Source organism: Burkholderia sp. BKH01, from assembly GCF_025685725.1.
Classification (GTDB): domain Bacteria; phylum Pseudomonadota; class Gammaproteobacteria; order Burkholderiales; family Burkholderiaceae; genus Burkholderia; species Burkholderia pyrrocinia_C.
The window spans coordinates 304,979-322,313 of record NZ_JAOTQT010000003.1; the positions used below are offsets into that span (position 1 = coordinate 304,979).

Annotated in this window: 15 protein-coding genes and 1 pseudogene; 13 read left to right on the forward strand and 3 right to left on the reverse strand. The window is 61.6% G+C overall.

What is annotated here, in order from left to right; genetic code table 11:
- The first annotated feature begins 17 nt into the window (after positions 1–17).
- The 7 genes from OEJ37_RS07010 (at position 18) to OEJ37_RS07040 (ending at position 5,927) form a co-directional block, all read left to right on the forward strand.
- Entirely contained in the window at positions 18–209 is a 192-nt protein-coding gene (locus tag OEJ37_RS07010; RefSeq protein WP_174421999.1) for a CsbD family protein, read from the forward strand.
- A gap of 420 nt (positions 210–629) precedes the next feature.
- Positions 630–1,781, forward strand: coding sequence for a branched-chain amino acid ABC transporter substrate-binding protein (locus tag OEJ37_RS07015; protein WP_174422000.1), 1,152 nt, complete (start codon positions 630–632; stop codon positions 1,779–1,781).
- Positions 1,782–1,973: 192 nt separating this feature from the next.
- Positions 1,974–3,146, forward strand: coding sequence for an NAD(P)/FAD-dependent oxidoreductase (locus tag OEJ37_RS07020; protein ID WP_175917419.1), 1,173 nt, complete (start codon positions 1,974–1,976; stop codon positions 3,144–3,146).
- A 459-nt stretch (positions 3,147–3,605) separates the two neighbouring features.
- Complete coding sequence (locus OEJ37_RS07025) at positions 3,606–4,451, forward strand: GNAT family N-acetyltransferase (protein ID WP_174422002.1); 846 nt, start codon at positions 3,606–3,608, stop codon at positions 4,449–4,451.
- A gap of 103 nt (positions 4,452–4,554) precedes the next feature.
- Complete coding sequence (locus tag OEJ37_RS07030; protein ID WP_174422003.1) at positions 4,555–4,935, forward strand: VOC family protein; 381 nt, start codon at positions 4,555–4,557, stop codon at positions 4,933–4,935.
- A gap of 107 nt (positions 4,936–5,042) precedes the next feature.
- On the forward strand, positions 5,043–5,207 hold the full coding sequence (locus tag OEJ37_RS07035; RefSeq protein WP_174422004.1) for a hypothetical protein: 165 nt from the start codon (positions 5,043–5,045) through the stop codon (positions 5,205–5,207).
- 24 nt (positions 5,208–5,231) lie between these two features.
- A complete protein-coding gene (locus tag OEJ37_RS07040; RefSeq protein WP_244130625.1) occupies positions 5,232–5,927 on the forward strand; it encodes a hypothetical protein in 696 nt (231 codons plus the stop codon).
- A gap of 66 nt (positions 5,928–5,993) precedes the next feature.
- Here OEJ37_RS07040 and OEJ37_RS07045 read toward each other — a convergent pair whose 3' ends face one another.
- On the reverse strand, positions 5,994–6,965 hold the full coding sequence (locus OEJ37_RS07045; protein ID WP_263343700.1) for a LysR substrate-binding domain-containing protein: 972 nt from the start codon (positions 6,963–6,965) through the stop codon (positions 5,994–5,996).
- A gap of 136 nt (positions 6,966–7,101) precedes the next feature.
- On the opposite strand from OEJ37_RS07045, the gene OEJ37_RS07050 reads away from it, so the two are divergent.
- The 6 genes and pseudogenes from OEJ37_RS07050 (at position 7,102) to OEJ37_RS07070 (ending at position 13,521) form a co-directional block, all read left to right on the forward strand.
- Positions 7,102–9,402, forward strand: coding sequence for an NADP-dependent malic enzyme (locus OEJ37_RS07050; protein WP_263343702.1), 2,301 nt, complete (start codon positions 7,102–7,104; stop codon positions 9,400–9,402).
- Between the two features lie 314 nt (positions 9,403–9,716).
- The gene (locus OEJ37_RS07055) at positions 9,717–10,118 is read left to right on the forward strand and encodes a hypothetical protein (RefSeq protein WP_263343704.1); all 402 of its coding nucleotides are present in this window, start codon (positions 9,717–9,719) and stop codon (positions 10,116–10,118) included.
- 268 nt (positions 10,119–10,386) lie between these two features.
- The gene (locus tag OEJ37_RS07060) at positions 10,387–10,905 is read left to right on the forward strand and encodes a hypothetical protein (protein ID WP_263343706.1); all 519 of its coding nucleotides are present in this window, start codon (positions 10,387–10,389) and stop codon (positions 10,903–10,905) included.
- 101 nt (positions 10,906–11,006) lie between these two features.
- On the forward strand, positions 11,007–11,576 hold the full coding sequence (locus OEJ37_RS07065; protein WP_263343709.1) for a hypothetical protein: 570 nt from the start codon (positions 11,007–11,009) through the stop codon (positions 11,574–11,576).
- Positions 11,577–12,083: 507 nt separating this feature from the next.
- Positions 12,084–12,278 (forward strand): annotated as a pseudogene (locus OEJ37_RS35055) (phosphate acyltransferase); the annotation flags it as partial.
- 295 nt (positions 12,279–12,573) lie between these two features.
- Positions 12,574–13,521, forward strand: coding sequence for a hypothetical protein (locus tag OEJ37_RS07070; RefSeq protein ID WP_411859246.1), 948 nt, complete (start codon positions 12,574–12,576; stop codon positions 13,519–13,521).
- Between the two features lie 35 nt (positions 13,522–13,556).
- Here OEJ37_RS07070 and OEJ37_RS07075 read toward each other — a convergent pair whose 3' ends face one another.
- Together OEJ37_RS07075 and OEJ37_RS07080 are read right to left on the reverse strand one after the other, a co-directional pair.
- Positions 13,557–15,251 carry a bacteriophage N4 adsorption protein A gene (locus OEJ37_RS07075; RefSeq protein WP_174422011.1) on the reverse strand — a complete coding sequence of 565 codons (1,695 nt, stop codon included), beginning with the start codon at positions 15,249–15,251 and terminating at the stop codon, positions 13,557–13,559.
- Positions 15,248–17,206 (reverse strand): glycosyl transferase family protein, encoded by a 1,959-nt coding sequence (locus OEJ37_RS07080; protein ID WP_263343864.1) that lies wholly within the window; start codon positions 17,204–17,206, stop codon positions 15,248–15,250. The genes OEJ37_RS07075 and OEJ37_RS07080 overlap by 4 nt, the downstream gene beginning before the upstream one ends.
- Between the last annotated feature and the right edge of the window lie 129 nt (positions 17,207–17,335).

The window sequence follows — 17,335 nt, forward strand, 5'->3', positions numbered from 1 at the left end:
CGTCGCAGGAGACGACCATGGACAGCAATCGCATCGAAGGCAAGCTCAAACAGCTCAAGGGGTCGGTCAAGGAAGCGCTCGGCAAGGTGACGGGCGACAGCAAGACCGAAGCCGAAGGTATCGCCGAACAGCAGGCCGGAAAGATCCAGGAGAAGGCCGGCAAGGCGGCCGATGCGGTTCGCAAGCAGACGGGCACGGATCGGCACTGACCGGACGATGCGATGCCGCGGGCGTCGCGATCGCGTGCCGTTGTCGAAGCGATGATGCTTCATCCGCATTACCGCGGCCGGCCTTGACTGACGGGCGCCGGCACGTACCCCACTGACGCATTCGACTCAAGGCCCGCCGTCGCGCGGGCTGTGGGCCGTTCGTGCGCACCGGAACTTGATGACAAATCCTCACTACATAGTTCCGATAATTCGTTTGCTGCACGGGTATTGGCTACCCACAATCCTTTCACCTCTTTCGCGGTGAAAGGCTCTTCGGAGAAGGAGCCGCGGTGATCGGCCGGTCGGTTGGGCGCCTTCGTCGAATGGCGCCCCGGCGGCGGACGACATCGCCGGCACGCGAGAGGTCGCCGACGCGCGGCGGTCGCGCGTTGCATCCCGACCCACAGAACAAGGACTGCCATGACGTTCCGCATTCGTTCGCTTTCCGGCGTTGCATTGACCGCCGCGATCCTCGCGTTCCAGACGGGCGCGGCTCATGCGCAGGAGGCGGTCGTCAAGGTCGGTGTGGCCGGCCCGCTGACGGGCGGCGGCGCCGCATACGGCAAGGACATCGAGAACGGTGTGCGCATGGCCGTCGACGAAGCGAATGCCGCGGGCACGACGGTGGGCGGCAAGCCCGTGAAGTTCGTCGTCGCGTCGCAGGATGACCAGAGCGATCCGCGCACCGGCGTGCAGGCCGCGCAGCAGCTCGCCGACGCGCAGGTGGCGGTCGTGATCGGCCATTTCAATTCGGGCACGACGCTGCCCGCATCGAAGATCTACGCGAAGGCCGGCATTCCGATGATCACGCCGTCGGCGACCAATCCCGACATCACGCGCGCCGGGCTCGGCACCGTGTACCGCGTGATCGCGACCGACACGCAGAACGCCGGCAACGCAGGCGCGTATGCGGCGAGCGTGACCAAGGCGAAGCGCATCGCGATCATCGACGATCGCACCGCGTTCGGCCAGGGCGAAGCCGACGAATTCGAGAAGGCCGTGAAGGCGAACGGCGGCACGATCGTCGCGCGCGAATTCACGAACGACAAGGCCGTCGACTTCAGCGCGCAGCTCACGAAGATCAAGAGCACGAATGCCGATCTCGTGTTCTTCGGCGGCCTCGACGCGCAGGCCGCGATGCTCGTCAAGCGCATGCGCCAGCTCGGCATCCGCGCGCAGTTCCTCGCGGGCGGCGGCGTGATGAACGCGAACTTCATCAAGCTGGCCGGCAATGCGGCGGAAGGCGCGGCCGTGTGGGAATACGGGCAGCCGCTGTCGCGCCTCGCGAAGGGCAAGCTGTTCGAAACGAAATTCAAGCAGAAGTACGGTGTCGACATGCTCGCGTATGCGCCGTTCGCGTACGACGCGACGTGGATCGCGATCAACGCGATGCAGAAGGCGAATTCGACCAAGCCGGCCGATTTCAACGGCGCGTTGAAGGGCACGCGCTACGACGGCATCACGGGCACGATCGCGTTCACCAACACGGGCGACCTGAAGAACCCGAGCTCGACGCTGTATGAAGTGAAGAACGCCGCGTGGCAGCCCGTCACGACGAAATCGGCGGATTGAACACAAGCGCGCGCGGACTTTCGCGGCGATGCCGGACGTGCTGAAATACCGAGAGCGATCGGTTGCGATCGCGGCGCACGCCGGGGCGATCGCCCGGGAAGCCTGCAGGTGCGGCGCCGCGCGCGACGCGGCACGAACAACCAACGGGTGCGGCCGGCTGGCCGCGTCTATTATGAGCAACTGGAGTCAGTCGTGAGTTCTCAAGTCGTCATCGTCGGCGGTGGTGTGATCGGCAGCTCGATCGCCTATTTCCTGCGCGCCACCGATCCGACGGTCGCCGTGACCGTCATCGAACGCGACCCCACCTATGCGCGATCGTCGTCGGCGCTGTCGGCCGCGTCGATTCGCCAGCAATTCTCGACGCCGTTGTCGATCGAGATGTCGCTGTTCGGCATCGACTTCCTGCGTACGATCGGCGAACGGCTCGAAGTGGACGGCAACCGGCCGTCGATCGATCTGTACGAAGGCGGCTACCTGTTCCTCGCGACGCCGGCCGGCGATGCGACGCTGCGCGAGAACCATGCGCTGCAGGTCAGCCTCGGCGCCGATATCCGGTTGATGGATCGCGATGCACTGCGCGCGAAGTTTCCGTGGCTGAACGTCGACGATCTCGCGTCGGGCGCGTACGGCGTGAGCGGCGAAGGCTGGTTCGACGGCTACGGGCTCGTGCAGGCGCTGCGCAAGAAAGCGCAGGCGCTCGGGGCGCGGTATGTAGCGGCCGATGTGAAGTCGGTCGAACGCGATGGACGGAAGATCGCGCATGTCGTGACGGGCGACGGCGAGCGTTATGCGTGCGACACGCTGGTCAACGCGGCCGGTGCGTGGACGCGCACGCTGTCGTCGATGATGGGCATCGACATCCCCGTTCATGCGCGGCGCCGCAGCATCTTCAACGTGTCGTCGCCGGCGAAGCTCACCGATTGCCCGCTGCTGATCGATCCGACGGGCGTGTATTTCCGGCCGGAAGGGCGCACGTATATCTGCGGCACGTCGCCGAGCCCGGATCGCGACCCGGACGATCTGCCGCTCGACGAGGTCGACCACGACCTGTTCGACGACGTGATCTGGCCGACGCTCGCGAATCGCGTGCCGGAGTTCGAGGCGCTGCGCGTGGAGAACTGCTGGTCCGGGTACTACGAGTACAACGTGTTCGACCACAACGCGATCATCGGGTATCACCCGGAACTCGATAACGTCGTGTTCGCGAACGGCTACAGCGGCCACGGGCTGCAGCAGGGGCCGGCGACGGGGCGTGGCGTCAGTGAACTCATTCTGGGCGGGCGTTACGAAACGCTCGACCTGTCGCCGCTCGGCTGGGCGCGAGTGCTGGAAAACCGGCCGATCGTCGAAAAGAACGTCGTGTAGCGCGGCGTGGCCGCCCGGTGTGGGGTGGGCGGAATTCTCCTTGTGTCTCAAACCCATTGGCCCGACTTTGTCGGGCTTTTTTTGTTTATCGTGGATTTCGGTGGAGGGGTGCTTGGCGACTCGTTGCTGCCGGTCGCCCGTTCGGACATTCGAGGACAGCCAACTGTCCATCGGACCGGAACAAGCGTGATGACTGTTCGCAGGCAGGTTGTTGGCATCCACCGTGCGCTGCCCGATCATCCGCTTCGATCGATAACGGGTCCTCCAGCGGCAGCACGGAATGACTGCTCCACTCTGATACCCGCCCTTGGGATTATGATGACGCGATCGGCAGCCGTGGCTCGAGGCACGATTGCGCGGCCTGTTCCGTCAATTGGCCGGTGCTCGCTTGCCGGCGCTTTCCCGATGCATTTTCCGTAACACGAGGCGGCGATCTTTAACGTCGCGAGTGGGGGAACCATGGATCAAGGCGGCGACTTTATCGTACGCACCATGTCGGCCGACGAGCTGGCCATGTCGGTCGAGTGGGCGGCTGCGGAAGGGTGGAACCCAGGCTGGCATGACCCGCACTGTTTCAGGGAAGCGGACCCGGCCGGGTTCTTCGTCGGTGTTTGGCGCGGCGAGCCGGTTGCGTGCCTTTCCGCCGTCGCCTATGACGAGCACTTCGGCTTCATCGGCCTCTACATCGTGAAGCCCGGGTTTCGCGGCAAAGGCTTCGGCATGCGAATCTGGCAGCACGGCATGCGTTATCTTGGCGACCGCAACATCGGTCTCGATGGTGTCGTCGCCCAGCAAGCGAACTACAGGAAGTCCGGATTCCGGCTCGCGTACCGCAACATCCGCTATCAGGGCCGCGTGGGCGGCATCGGGTGCGCGCATGTCGCGGCAGCGGCCGATGTGCCGTTCGAGCAGTTGCTTGCCTACGATCGCCAGTGTTTCCCCGCGGCGCGCGAGCGTTTCGTCTCCGCGTGGATCGCGCAGCCGGATGCCGTTGCGCTCGCAACGGTCGACGCTGGCCGTGTCGCCGGCTACGGTGTCGTGCGCCGTTGCGAGGCGGGCTGCAAGATCGGCCCGCTCTTCGCCGACGATGCAGGCGTCGCCACCGGGCTGTTTCGCGCGCTGGCGGCGAGCATGCCCGGCGAGGTCATCGTGCTCGACGTGCCGGAAACGAATCCTGCGGCCGTCGCACTGGCGGAACGGCACGGCATGACGAGTGTCTTTGAAACCGCGCGGATGTATACGAAAGACGCGCCCGCAATCGCGATCGATCGCGTGTTCGGGGTGACGTCGTTCGAGCTGGGGTGATGGGGCGGACGGGGCTGCCGTCGACGGCAGCATGTGGCAACATCGCGGTGATCCGCACTTCACGTCGGGGCGCGGGCGAGCCCAACTATCCGAGGGGGAACTGATGTTTGACCACGTCAAATTCGGAGTCAGCGATTTCGCAGCGAGCAAAGCGTTTTTCCTCAAGGCACTTGAACCGCTTGGCGTAGTAGTCGCGGGGGAGGGGGAGCCTTCGTACGGCGTCGAGCTTTGTCCGCCGGGGCCGTGGCAGCCTTCGTTGTGCCTGTTCCAGACGACGGAGAAGCCCGCGCATCTTCACATCGCATTCAAGGCCGAGAATCGGCGGCAAGTCGACGAGTTCTATCGCGCGGCGCTGGAGGCGGGCGGGAAAGATAATGGCCCGCCGGGATTGAGGCCGCGTTATAACGCGAACTACTATGCGGCGTTCGTCATCGGGCCGGATGGGCACAATATCGAGGTGGTTTGTCAGCGGGCGGAGGGGTGATTCTCAGGCGTGCGACGCAGGCCGCGGGATTGAGTCGCACGTCACGTGTCGAGGGGCGGCGGCCGACGGATGTCGTGGGTCTCTGCCAACGACAAAAGCCGGCGCGAATGCTGGAGCTGTTGCTCACGCTAGTCACGACGATCGCCTTTCTCGCGGCGGCATTTCCGTTCAGGGTAAATCTGTTCGAAGTGGCGTTTTTCGCCAATGCGATTGCAATCGTGCTCATTTATTCGAGCGCGTGCTCGCGCTGGTTTCAGGGCGCGGCATCGTAAGATCGTCGCTGCGGAATTCAATGAATGAGAAAGGAAGAAGGTATGCGCTGGTTCTGCAAGACGCTCGGCGTGATCTTGAGCATTTCTGTCGTCGGCATCACCGATGTTCAGGCGACCTCCGGCGAACCTGCTTTCCCGCGCTTCACACAGACGGAGGGCAAGCTTGATGCCGATGGGCTCCCGCTGTCCGGCGTAAAACTTTGCGTGCTTCCTGGCCGCGCGCCGTGCTTCGAGATGCCGCCGGCTCCTGTTTCCGGTTCCTCCAAGGAGCTATATCAGTTCGGACTGAATCCGCGGTCAGAGCGGTTGCCGATTTCATCGGGCGGTTCCTGGGTTTTCTTGTCGGGGACGTTCTCGGGCGGAGGCAGCGGGATGCTGGAGCGCGTAGCCGTATTGCGTTATGGCGCGAACGGAAAGATCGAGAATCTGATGCCGGAAATCACCGAAACAGAGATGGCCGATCGCGCGATGTGGAAGGTGCCGGAAGCCTCGCCCTATCCGCTGTTTGTTCGAGCGGACTATGTCTGGGGCAAGGACGAGAGTCATTTCGAAAAGCACTTTTTCGAAGTCGACGCGTGGGCGTTCGATCCCGCAACCAGTCAGTACAAGAAGCGGTTTTCCTACCGGACAGCCAAACGCTACGACAGGGGAGAGGGCTCGGATCATGTGCTGAGCGCCGAACGCGCGGAAATACTGCGACGCCTCACCGCCAGCAAGTAACCTGCCGCGGGTGTGCCGAGTATCTGTCGAGATCCGTGACTGTTTTTGACGGGCAAGCCTGAAGCCTTATCGTCGCGCTTCCCCATACGTCTCTTTACACACCTCGCGTAGCGCCTCGACGAGCAAATCACGCGCCGGCGAGCGCGAGTCGGCGGAGCGGGTAAACAGCGCAATCGGTGGAAGCGTCCACACCAGCGAGTAAGGCACGATCGCCACGCCGGCAATCCGCACCAGTTCCTCGGCGATATCGGCCGGCACGATCGATACGGCCTCGTCGCTCGACGCGATCATTTCGCCGATCAGCTTGGACGAGTAACTTTCGACGATCGGAACGGGCGGCGGGATGCCGGCCGACAGAAACAGGTCGGTCACCTGTTCCCGCATCGGCGTATGCGGCGCGCCGAGAATCCAGTCGAGCGCGTGCAGCTTGTTCCAGTCCAGCGTCGTGCGAGCCAGTTTCGCGGCAAGACGCCGGCTTGCGATCATGCGCGGCTGCTGCTGGTACAGGACCTCAAAGGACACCTGGCCCAGATCGATCGCCGAGGAAGCCCGCCCGATCACGATGTCGACGCTGTGATCCTTGAGCTGCAGCAGCAGCTGATCGCTGGTGCCTTCGTGGATCGTCACGGTCAGGCGCCGCTCCATGCGCGATTGCAGCCGCTTCAGCGCCGCCGACAGCATCTGGCCGGAGATGAACGGAATCACGCCGATGTGCAGGTGGGCCGCATGCCCGGCGGCGACGGCCTCCATCTCGCGGGCGAGGTGGTCGAGATCCTTGATCATCGCCTTCGCCCGTTCGAGCACGACCGCGCCGAGCGCGGTCGGGCGCATGCCCCGCGACGAGCGCTCGAACAGCGGCGTGCCGAACATGCTCTCCAGCTCGGACAGCGCGTTCGTCACGGCGGGCTGGCTGCTGGCCATGTGCTCCGCGACGCGCGTCAGCGACCCGTGCTGCTGGATCTGCAGCAACAGCACCAGATGCCGAATCTTCAGACGTGCGCCAAGCCGCCTGACCACGTCGTTTGCGTCAAAAATCATTGACTGGTCATGCATCCATCATGGAAAAGTGATGGACCGATATTAAATCAGAATCATCTCCTTATGGCGGATCCCTAGAATCACCTTCAAGGATCGCGCCGGGACTGGCCTGGCGCCCGTGCCCGGACCGAAAAACATGAAACAGACTGAGACACAACAGCAGGCGGCGTTCGACTATCACGAGTTTCCGACCCCGGGGAAGATCTCGGTCGTCGCCAGCAAGCCGCTCGTGACCCAGCGCGATCTCGCGCTGGCTTATACCCCGGGCGTGGCAGGCGTGTGCGAGTCGATCGCGGCCGATCCACTGCAGGCGCACCGCTTCACGAGCCGCGGCAATCTGGTGGGTGTGATCACGAACGGCACCGCGGTGCTCGGTCTGGGCAACATCGGCCCGCTCGCATCGAAGCCGGTCATGGAAGGCAAGGCCGTCCTGTTCAAGAAGTTCGCCGGAATCGACGTCTTCGACATCGAGATCAACGAGACCGATCCGGACAAGCTGGTCGACATCATCGCCGGCCTCGAACCCACGTTCGGCGGCATCAATCTCGAGGACATCAAGGCGCCGGAGTGCTTCACGGTCGAGCAGAAGCTGCGCGAACGCATGAAGATTCCCGTCTTCCATGACGATCAGCACGGCACCGCCATCACCGTATCGGCCGCTTTCATCAACGGGCTGAAGGTCGTCGGGAAGTCGATTTCGGAGGTGAAGGTCGTGACGTCGGGGGCCGGTGCGGCCGCGCTGGCTTGTCTGGACCTGCTGGTCGACCTCGGGCTGCCGGTTGAAAACATCTGGGTGACCGACATTGAAGGCGTCGTCTATCGCGGCCGTACCACGCTGATGGACCCGGCAAAGTCGCGCTTTGCGCAGGAAACCGATGCGCGCAAGTTGTCGGAAATCATCGGCGGCGCGGATGTGTTCCTGGGCCTGTCGGTCGGCGGCATTCTGAGCGCGGAAATGCTGAAGGAGATGGCGGCGCGTCCGCTGATTCTCGCGCTGGCCAACCCGACGCCGGAGATCTTCCCGGAACTGGCGCATGCGACGCGCGACGATGTCGTCATCGCGACGGGCCGCTCGGACTACCCGAACCAGGTCAACAACGTTCTCTGCTTTCCGTACATTTTCCGCGGCGCACTGGACGTGGGCGCGACGACGATCACCCGCGAAATGGAGATCGCCGCTGTTCACGCGATCGCCGGTCTTGCCGAGGAAGAACAGAACGAAGTCGTGGCGGCGGCCTATGGTGCGTACGACGTGGCGTTCGGCCCGCAATACCTGATTCCGAAGCCGTTCGATCCGCGCCTGATCGTGCGTATCGCGCCGGCCGTGGCCAAGGCGGCGATGGAAGGCGGCGTGGCGACACGCCCGCTGACGGATCTCGCGGCGTATGTCGAGCAACTGCAGCAATTCGTCTACCACTCCGGCGCGTTCATGAAGCCGCTGTTCGCGACGGCGCGTCAGCTTGTGCGTGACGGCGGCAAGGCGCGGATCGTCTTCACCGAAGGCGAGGACGAGCGCGTGCTTCGTGCCGTGCAGGTGATCGTCGACGAGAAGCTGGCGCGTCCGATCCTGGTTGGGCGTCCGGAGGTGCTGCTGGCGCGGATCGAGCGGTTTGGTCTGCGTATTCGACTCGGTCAGGATGTCGAAGTGACCAATCCGGAATATGACGAGCGGTTCCCGCAGTACTGGACGACGTATTGGGAACTGCGCTGCCGAGACGGCATTTCGAAGGAAATGGCGCGCGTCGAAATGCGGCGTCGCCTGACCTTGATCGGCGCGATGATGGTGCGGCTCGGCGATGCGGACGGGATGATCTGCGGGACGGTTGGCGAGTATCACAATCACCTGCGGTTCGTCGACGAAGTGATCGGCAAGAAACCCGGTGCTTCCACGTACGCGGCGATGAATATTCTGTTGCTCGATCAGCGGACGGTGGCGCTGGTGGATACGCACGTCAACGATAATCCCGATGCCGAGCAGATCGCGGAATTCACGATTGCGGCGGCTCGGCAGATGGAGTGGTTGAATCTGACGCCGAAGGTTGCGTTGCTTTCGCGGTCGAATTTTGGGTCGGGGAGTGCGGCTTCGGGTGTGAAGATGCGCCGGGCGCTGGAAATCGTCCGGGAGCAGGCGCCCGATATCGAGGCGGATGGCGAGATGCATGGCGACTGTGCGCTCGATGAAGGGCTGCGGTCGCGGCTGCTTCCGATGTCGCCGCTTAAGGGGGCTGCGAATCTGCTCGTTTGTCCGAACGTGGATGCGGGGAATATTGCGTACAACCTGCTCAAGACCGAGGCGGGCAGCAATGTGGCGGTGGGGCCGTTCCTGCTGGGTGTTAATGCGCCGGTGAATATCCTTACTTCGAGTTCAACGGTGCGGCGGATCGTGAATATGGCGGCGTTGACGGTGATTGAGGCGAATCGGGGCGTGGCTGTCTGATTGATCGGCGCTTGCGGGGTGGCCAAGGCCACCCCTGCGTTTGTCGGTACTCGGTTGCGGATTCAACCCGTCGACGCTCGTCACGGACGGGGCCGCTCCGATAGACGCAAGAGTTGAATTCCGGTCTCGGTCGAAACAGCGGCCGTCCGATCGTGGAGTAGTATTCCCTCATGTCCAAGTTACCGCTCGGCCTCTACGGCGCACAGCCGACCCATCCGTGACAAGGGCGGCAAGCTCGTTAAAGGGTTTGGAAACTGCTGCAACGATTCGTGTGGTGGCGTCGGCCGTGACGACGGCATTGATGGGAATGCATCATGTCAATCGAGTGGAAGCACCGCGTCAGACTCTTTATCCAGCGTTTCTGGCAGCCGACCAGTGCGTGCATGACCTGCATGCCGGGGAGCTGGGGCAATATCATGAGCCTTGCCCACTGGACTATTGCATTTCATATAGGTCTGCTTACTGGATTCCTGGCCGTACTTTTGACTTTCACGCCTGCTGCGAAACTCTACGCGCATCGATACGGCAATGCGCTGGTTGTTGGTGTCCTGACAACGTTGGGCGACGCCTACTCGCACGCGAGTCACTACCGTATCCCCTATGTCGAGCACATCGTGACGGGTGCAATTTCAGGTCTCTTGACGCTGGCTGCCTCATATCTCTTCGAAGACCGCGCGCGACGCCTTCGGGCGGCATGGGCTCGGGTTTTCGGATAGCGTGTCCGCAGACTTTCTGAATCCGCCGGGCCATCGGCCCGGACTCGCCTTGACGATGTCGAGCCGCCACCGGCGTGCCTGTCATGACTCCAATTGGCTCAAGTTTCCGTCGCAACGGCCGTTAGACCAAGATACCGCTTTGCATTGAAGCCCTCCCTGCGCGTTTTTGGCGAAGGACGAACGGCACACAACCGATTTCGCTTATTGAAGCCCGACATCGAAATCCTCATGCGCGGATTCCCATTCAAGCCATTAGAAGGAGAGGGCGTTGAAGAAACGCTTCGCGTTGCATCTATCGTCATTGGCCGGCGTCGCGTGCGCGGTAGCGGGTTGCGCCAATGTCCCCTCGGACCCGAATACTCTTGCAAATCTGCAAGGTTCGTATGACATCGTCGACCAGTTCTCGTATAAGTCCACACACGCCACGCGCATCGACATCCAGTTCCTGCCGCCCGACGCGCGCGGCAAGACTCGGGCGGATCTGTCGATTTACGATGGCGACCGCGCGCAACAATACCGACTGGACGATTGTGGTTATCCGGGCGATCGCATCGCGCACAGCTTCGCCGACAGCGATGCGCCCCACGCCTCGGAGGTGATCCGCTGCGTCAGCGGCGGAGACAGAAATCGCCCCGTGCTCTTCCTGATCCGAAGCCTCGACGGCCATAGGCTCGTTTTCCATCCGGACGGGGGGCTGGTTTCGTCACTAATCCACCATCCTCTCTATTCCGATACAGGATTGATGGCGATTGTCAGTTGGGCGCCCGTGTGGAAGCGGGATATGTGATAAAACGCGCAGATCGCTAGCGTGGCGCATGTTGCGCGACGATCGACGGCAACCGGGGGCCGGTTACGCATGGCGGTTTTGCGAGATCGCGAGAAATTGATATGAGCAATATGGCTCGGTACAAAAAATCGCTGCGTGCACGAGCATTCGCACTATTGATGTTATGCATCTTGCCTTGCGCATCTTTTTCTCAAACTGAATCCACGCGGCCAGTGCGTCCTGCCACTCGGCTGGATATAGAGGGCGCCTGGAAATTGATTGCTATTCCTCCAGAGCTGCAACCCAAGATTCTGGGCGGAGATCCATGGCCATCGGAATGCCAGTTGTTTGCCTACAGAAAAGACGGCGTATTCAAGAGTTTGAGCAGGATAACCGGTTCATGCCCGCCGATTTCGGCTGCTCAAATCGAGGCCACGGGACTCTTGTCTCCGGCGGATATTCCAGACGTTCGATGGGAATTCGGCATTTCCAAGCCGACCGGCGAGAGTTATATCGTCATTAGCCGTTTGGTCGACGGCAAGCCTTATCACGAAGTATGGCAAGCCGGCTTTGTTCAGCACGACGTCCAGATTGGTGAGGAAAATTACCGACAAGGCGATCTACTGCTTGTACTTGTCGATCCGAAGACGAGCAAGACGCTCTGGTATAGACATCTTAGGCGGGTCAACTGAGTGAGGAGCGCCGTAGTTATTCCCGTCCCTTCTCGCCGCGCACGCAGAGTGCAGGCGTTCGGTTGCACGCGCCGAGTCGGCAGCACCGATCGCATACGTCGGTAACCGGCGCCATGAAGCGACATTGAAGGTGACGCGTGATCCGACGTTCGTAGGTCCGTTCCCTGCGAAAACGCAGCCGTCCGTACTTCGCCGATACATGAGTCCGCATCGCCCGCGCGTCAGCCTGGACACGTTGGACAAACATATGCGCGGCCAAGGTGGACGGCACCTCACGGCATCCTGCGTTGATTTCGTCTGGGAACGTTGATTGGTCGCTAATCATCGGGGTTCACCAAATGTGAGCCCTTCGAGATGATCGCGTCGGCCGATGGGGCGTGCTCGTCGAGCATCGCCAGGTCAGACCAACTCAGTTGAAGAATGGCGTGCGCGCCCGCATCCAGTCCGCTGTCATGTGAGGGAAGGATAGCTTGCTTTCCCTGCTATCCCCGTTGTTGTCGTGGTAGGTGTCCGAGCGTCGACGCGGAGAACATCGGGTACAACCAACTCAAGACCGAGGCGGGCAGCCACGTGGCGGTGGGATAGTTCCTGCCGGGCGTCAACGCACCAGTGAACACCCTCACGTCGAGCTCGGCGGTGCAGCGGATCGCGAACATGGCGGCATTGGCTGCGATCGAAGCCAATCGCAACGCATCTACCTGATCGCCGAAGCAGGCGCCGACAGCTCCGCAAGGCATCGCCTGGCCGGCTCCCGATGGTGACGGGTTTCACTATTCGATCGCGTTGTGACGCAATGTTGCTGGATAGTCGTTTAGGGATGCTGGACATATCTCCCTGCGGCATCGCGTCGCAACTTCCCCTGCGCGATGCGCCTTCTCAAAATGTTCCGGAGCCATTTCTGTCGATATCGTCCGATAATTATGTTTTATTTTCGTCTAAAATCGCGCTTCTTCTTACTTTAGGACGGAAGGACGTTTTGAAAAAACTGACGAAAAACATCTCGCGCACGGCCGTTGCCGCGTGCTTTGCCTATGCAGGGCTCTTGCCCTTGTCCCAGTCGGCCCAAGCTCAGGTCGAACCCCTGAAGAATCCGGTCTACGGCGTCACGCTCGATGATCTGACGAAGCTCGATGCCATCATCGCGTCGCTGCAGAACCTGCCGTACCGTCCGACCGTGCGCGTCGTGTTCGATCCGGGCACGTCGGCCGCGGACTACTACGCACCGCTGCTGCGCCTGCACTCGGTCGCGTACGTGATGGGCGAGGTCTACGATTCTTACTATTTCCCGACGGATCTCGCCACGTATCAAGCGAGAACGCAGGAATTGGTGTCGCAACTGAAGAACACCGTCGACGTGTGGGAGATCGCCAACGAAATCAACGGCGAATGGCTGCGCAACGACCCGAGCGGTACGAACTCGGTGGTCAATTCGGAAGAACAGCAGATCGGCCAGATGGTTGCCGCGGCCAACACGATCGTGAAATCGAACGGCGGCAAGACTGCGATCACGCTGTACTACAACGACGACAGCAAGGGTAACAACTGCTGGGAGAAACCCCAGGACTACTGGAAGACCTGGCCGACGACGTTCCTGTCCTCGACGGTTCGCCAGCAGGCCGACTACGCGCTGTTCAGCTACTACCCGTACCAGGATTGCCCGGGGCTGAGCCCGTCGTGGAAGAACGATTTCGCGGCGCTGGAAAGCATCTTCCCGAACGCGAAGGTCGGCTTCGGCGAAATCGGTACGTCGGATATCTCCGCGCCCGCATCGGTGCAGCAGAACCTGATCAAAACCTATTACCCGATGGTCAACACCATGACCGACCCGCGTTTCATCGGCGGTTTCTTCTGGTGGAACTACGTCGAGGAAATGCTTCCGTATTCGACGAGCTCCTACTTCCAGTTGCTGCGTCAAACGATCATTACGCTTAAGTCGCCCAGCTGATTGCGCGATCCGCGCGTAAGCGTCAGCGTCGAAGGTTAGAACCACAATGTTGCGCGTACCACGAGACCACGTGCGCGTACCGCTGACGTCAACGGAAACCTGTATTGCACGGTGACATCCAGATAGCTTGCCGGCGCGCTATACCTGCCTTCGCGAAACCAGTATCGAAACTGGACGCCGGGCCCCACACCGATTGCGGTCTTGTCCGGCTGGCGGTTGTCGTGATCGCCGGCCACCGCGGCATGCGGGTAGACGGTCAGCCGATCGCTGAGCGCCGTCAAGCGCCAGGTGTGCCCGTAACGCAACTCCGAATAGATGATGTATCGGCCTGCCTTGATGAAGTACGCACCTTCGACATAGGCCTGCCAGCTACGCCAGCTCGGTTCGGTGACCCGCAGGTCGGTACCCGCTTCCGACGAATAGCCCAGGCGCATCAGCCAGTCCGTCATCGACAGGCTGCCGACGTGGAACAGCCGCTCGGCGGTCATCACGACGTTCTGGTCGGGTATCGGCTTGTAGCGCACCCCCACCGAACCCTGCACGGTCGGCATGCCGGTCACGTTGCCGCTTCCGTCGTATGCCGTGCCGTATCCGCGCACGAAGAACTGGAGAATGCGCCCGTTCTGGTAGCCGATCTTCGGTGGCTGCCAGTACGCCTCGATACCCGGCTGCAGCACGCTGATGGTGCCTTGCGGGCCGAACGCGGCCGACTGGTAGGGCGCGCTCAGCACGAAGCCCCAGGTGCGCTGAAGTTGCTCCACTTCTCGCCGATAGCCGAACTTGTGCTGCGCATCGAACTTGTGTTCGTTTTCATCGGCGTCGAGACTGTGCTCGAACAGCTCGACGGACTGCTCGTTCAAGCCGATACGCTTGGCGGCATAGCCTGCGTCCGCGTAGTTCATCGCGTTGCCGGCTCCGCCGTCGAAACCCTCCTGGAACGCGTCGAGCGCCTCGCGATCCTTGTGTTCCCGCAGGAGGTCGTAGGCCTCCTGCAACTTCTGTGTCGCGGTATTGTCCACCGGTACCTGCGGCGCCTGCTCGGGTTGCTGCGCCTGCGTCACGATCGACGCGGCCATCTTCCGCTCGGCGTCGGTCGACGCGTCGCGGGCTGCGAGGTCCGCCACGCGGATGGCGCTTTCGCGATCGCCCGACCTCAAGCTCAACTGCGCGATACGCAACTGAATCACGGCTGATTTTTCATCTGCCAGCGGCGCCAGCGCAACGCCGGCTTCATGCAGGCGATTCGCCGCGAGCGCACTGTCGAACCACGCAAGACGCAGGTTGCGCTGCTGCTCCTTGCTCCATTTTCCCGTCTCGACGGCGGCCGAGAAATCGCTGCACGCCACGTCGTAACGCTCCTGCCGCTGCGCCAGGTAGCCATGCTCCGCCCGTACTGAGGCGCTTTTCGGAAAACGAACGCTTAACGATTCCATCATGGCGTCCGCTTCGTCGATTTTTCCTTCTCGTTTGAATACGTCGAGGAGCAGCAACCCGAGCTGTTCGCTTCCGGGCTGAATCTTGAGGGCGCGCTGCGCATACTCTTCCGCGCGGGGCAGGTCGCCGGCACTGATTGCCTTGTATGCGCCATCGGCGAGCCGATAAGCCTTGGGCGCGAGCGGCTGCGTGGCGTACGCCGGGGCCTGCCAGGCCAGCGACACGGCGATCGCCAGTGCGCTCAACCGGGCGCAGCGCTTGAGGCCGGCCGCGATCGGGATTCTGGAGCGTTTCATGCCTGTTCTCCTGACGGCTTTTGCACTGGAGAACCCTGCGGCGTTGCGCCATCGCCGTCGCGCGCTCGCGCGAGTTCGACGAAGCGCGAGTGCCGGGCGAGTTCGGCTGCAATCTCCATATCGCAGGCAATGAAATACGCAACGTTCGCTTTGGCGCCCCGCCGCACGATATCCTGTTCGTCTTGCGTGAGCGGCCGCCCGACCGCCACGTTCAACGTTCCGTCGTCTGCGGTCGAAAACGGGATAGCCCGATACGCATACTGCAGCTCGAATGCCAGCGAGTCCGCGAAGTGGCCCACCGCCACGTTGCCCAGGCTCACCCGGGGGAGATCCGCTTGCTCCGCGAGCGCATCCGCCAGCGATTCGGTGGATATCGCGCTACCTTCGATCAACAGTTCGCCCAGCCGCCTGCCGCATGTCAGTTGTTTCTCCAGGCTTGCCTGCAATTGCTCCAGTGAAACCACGCCCCAGCCGACCAGGATCTCGCCAATCTTGAGGCGTGCTTTCCCGAGCTCTGCGTTCGACAGGTAGGTATGGCTGGTTTTGTCCCACGCGATGGGCTTGCCGCTTACGAGGTGGCCGAGATAGATGCGCCACGCCCGGCAAACCGCGTAGAAATTGATCAGGTTATTGACGAACATCCTCGGAATCGAAAGCAGCCCCTGGACCGGACCGTTCAGCTTGCTGACGAAGTAGTAGCGCTGCGCGGCGCGGGCAAACAGCATGACGGTGTTCACCCAGAGCAGCGGCGCTATCCAGGCGCTCGCCGTGACGAGAGGGGCGCTGACGGGAACGACATGACCGAATTTCTGAAGGGCCGCAATTGTCACGAAATTGATTAGTATAACGTAAGCAATCACTGAAAAAAGCGAGGTGACGATTCCCTTCCGGTCATGGAAGAACATGTAGCGGGTCACGAGATTGCCCTTCCAGCCGAGCTGCTCCCAGCCCTGAAAGGCGATGCCGAGGATCCAGCGCGCACGCTGCCGATATGCGGTACGAAATGTCTTTGGAAAATACTCGCGCGTGGCCAATATGTTTCGATTGGCGGCACCGCCATTTGCACGCTTGGCCCCGGTATCCTGCGTGATATCCGAAAGCGGAAAGCGGGCAAAGGTTTCCTTCATCCCGAGGTCTCTCAACCGAAAGCTGAAGTCGTAGTCCTCGGTCAGCGAGCTGGTATTGAACGGGCAGCCGTCGCGTTCCTTCATCGCCGCTTCGATGGCGCGCCTGCTGTAGCACGATGCGACGCCCGCGCCGGGGACGACGCCGGTGAGGCGGGCGCGCGCCGGCACATCCTTCTGGTGCGTTTCGCTGAAGTCGTCCATATAGCATCCGGCCACGAACTCGTTCCATTTCCGCGGCAATGACAGAACGGGAAGCTGGACCAGGTCGCTTTCCGCAACTGCATGGCTGAGGTATTTGAGTTCGACCGGATGAATGACATCTTCGCAGTCGTGCATGACGACGCCCGCGAACTGAATATGATGCGTTTCTTCGTAGCGCAGGATCGCTTCGATGATCCAGTTCAGGCAATCCGCCTTGCAGGTCGGCCCATCGTTCATGACCGTTGCGCGCGTCACCCTGCCCGGATAACGGCGGACCATCCGTTCGACCTCCGCCGTGGTTTCGGCGTCGTTGTGATAGGTGCCGACGAAGATCACATATCGCTCGTACTCCATGGTCGCCAATGTGTTTTCGATCATTTTGGCGATCACGTCATACTCTTTCCATGCCGGCACCATGAGTGCCAGATAGCGCTCTTCCTCGGCGCGCAGCATGGCAATATCGATAGTCTGCGTTTTTTCATGACGCAGCATCCGCCAGATTTCGAATGACCAATAATAGGTGTCGAGCGTAAGGTCATCCAGTGTGCTTACCAGGATGACGATCGCGGTCAAAATGGCGATAATGTTAAGTGCATATAAATATGCAATCCATATTGTGTTATCCATCATTTTCCCGAGATTTTGTATTGTTTGTAATTCTTCTCCCTTGCACCAACGAAAGACGAATATCTGTCCGTCCTCGTCGACCCCGTCACTCCCACTTCGCGGCTTGCGCCGCAAAAACTCCCGTCACTC

Coding starts and splice junctions, on each gene's coding strand:
- OEJ37_RS07040 (WP_244130625.1), top strand. CDS start 5,232: ATGAGAAAGGAAGAAGGTATGCGCTGGTTCTGCAAGACGCTCGGCGTG.
- OEJ37_RS07080 (WP_263343864.1), bottom strand. CDS start 17,206: ATGGATAACACAATATGGATTGCATATTTATATGCACTTAACATTATC.
- OEJ37_RS07035 (WP_174422004.1), top strand. CDS start 5,043: ATGCTGGAGCTGTTGCTCACGCTAGTCACGACGATCGCCTTTCTCGCG.
- OEJ37_RS07015 (WP_174422000.1), top strand. CDS start 630: ATGACGTTCCGCATTCGTTCGCTTTCCGGCGTTGCATTGACCGCCGCG.
- OEJ37_RS07065 (WP_263343709.1), top strand. CDS start 11,007: ATGAGCAATATGGCTCGGTACAAAAAATCGCTGCGTGCACGAGCATTC.
- OEJ37_RS07025 (WP_174422002.1), top strand. CDS start 3,606: ATGGATCAAGGCGGCGACTTTATCGTACGCACCATGTCGGCCGACGAG.
- OEJ37_RS07045 (WP_263343700.1), bottom strand. CDS start 6,965: ATGATTTTTGACGCAAACGACGTGGTCAGGCGGCTTGGCGCACGTCTG.
- OEJ37_RS07055 (WP_263343704.1), top strand. CDS start 9,717: ATGTCAATCGAGTGGAAGCACCGCGTCAGACTCTTTATCCAGCGTTTC.
- OEJ37_RS07030 (WP_174422003.1), top strand. CDS start 4,555: ATGTTTGACCACGTCAAATTCGGAGTCAGCGATTTCGCAGCGAGCAAA.
- OEJ37_RS07010 (WP_174421999.1), top strand. CDS start 18: ATGGACAGCAATCGCATCGAAGGCAAGCTCAAACAGCTCAAGGGGTCG.
- OEJ37_RS07050 (WP_263343702.1), top strand. CDS start 7,102: ATGAAACAGACTGAGACACAACAGCAGGCGGCGTTCGACTATCACGAG.
- OEJ37_RS07075 (WP_174422011.1), bottom strand. CDS start 15,251: ATGAAACGCTCCAGAATCCCGATCGCGGCCGGCCTCAAGCGCTGCGCC.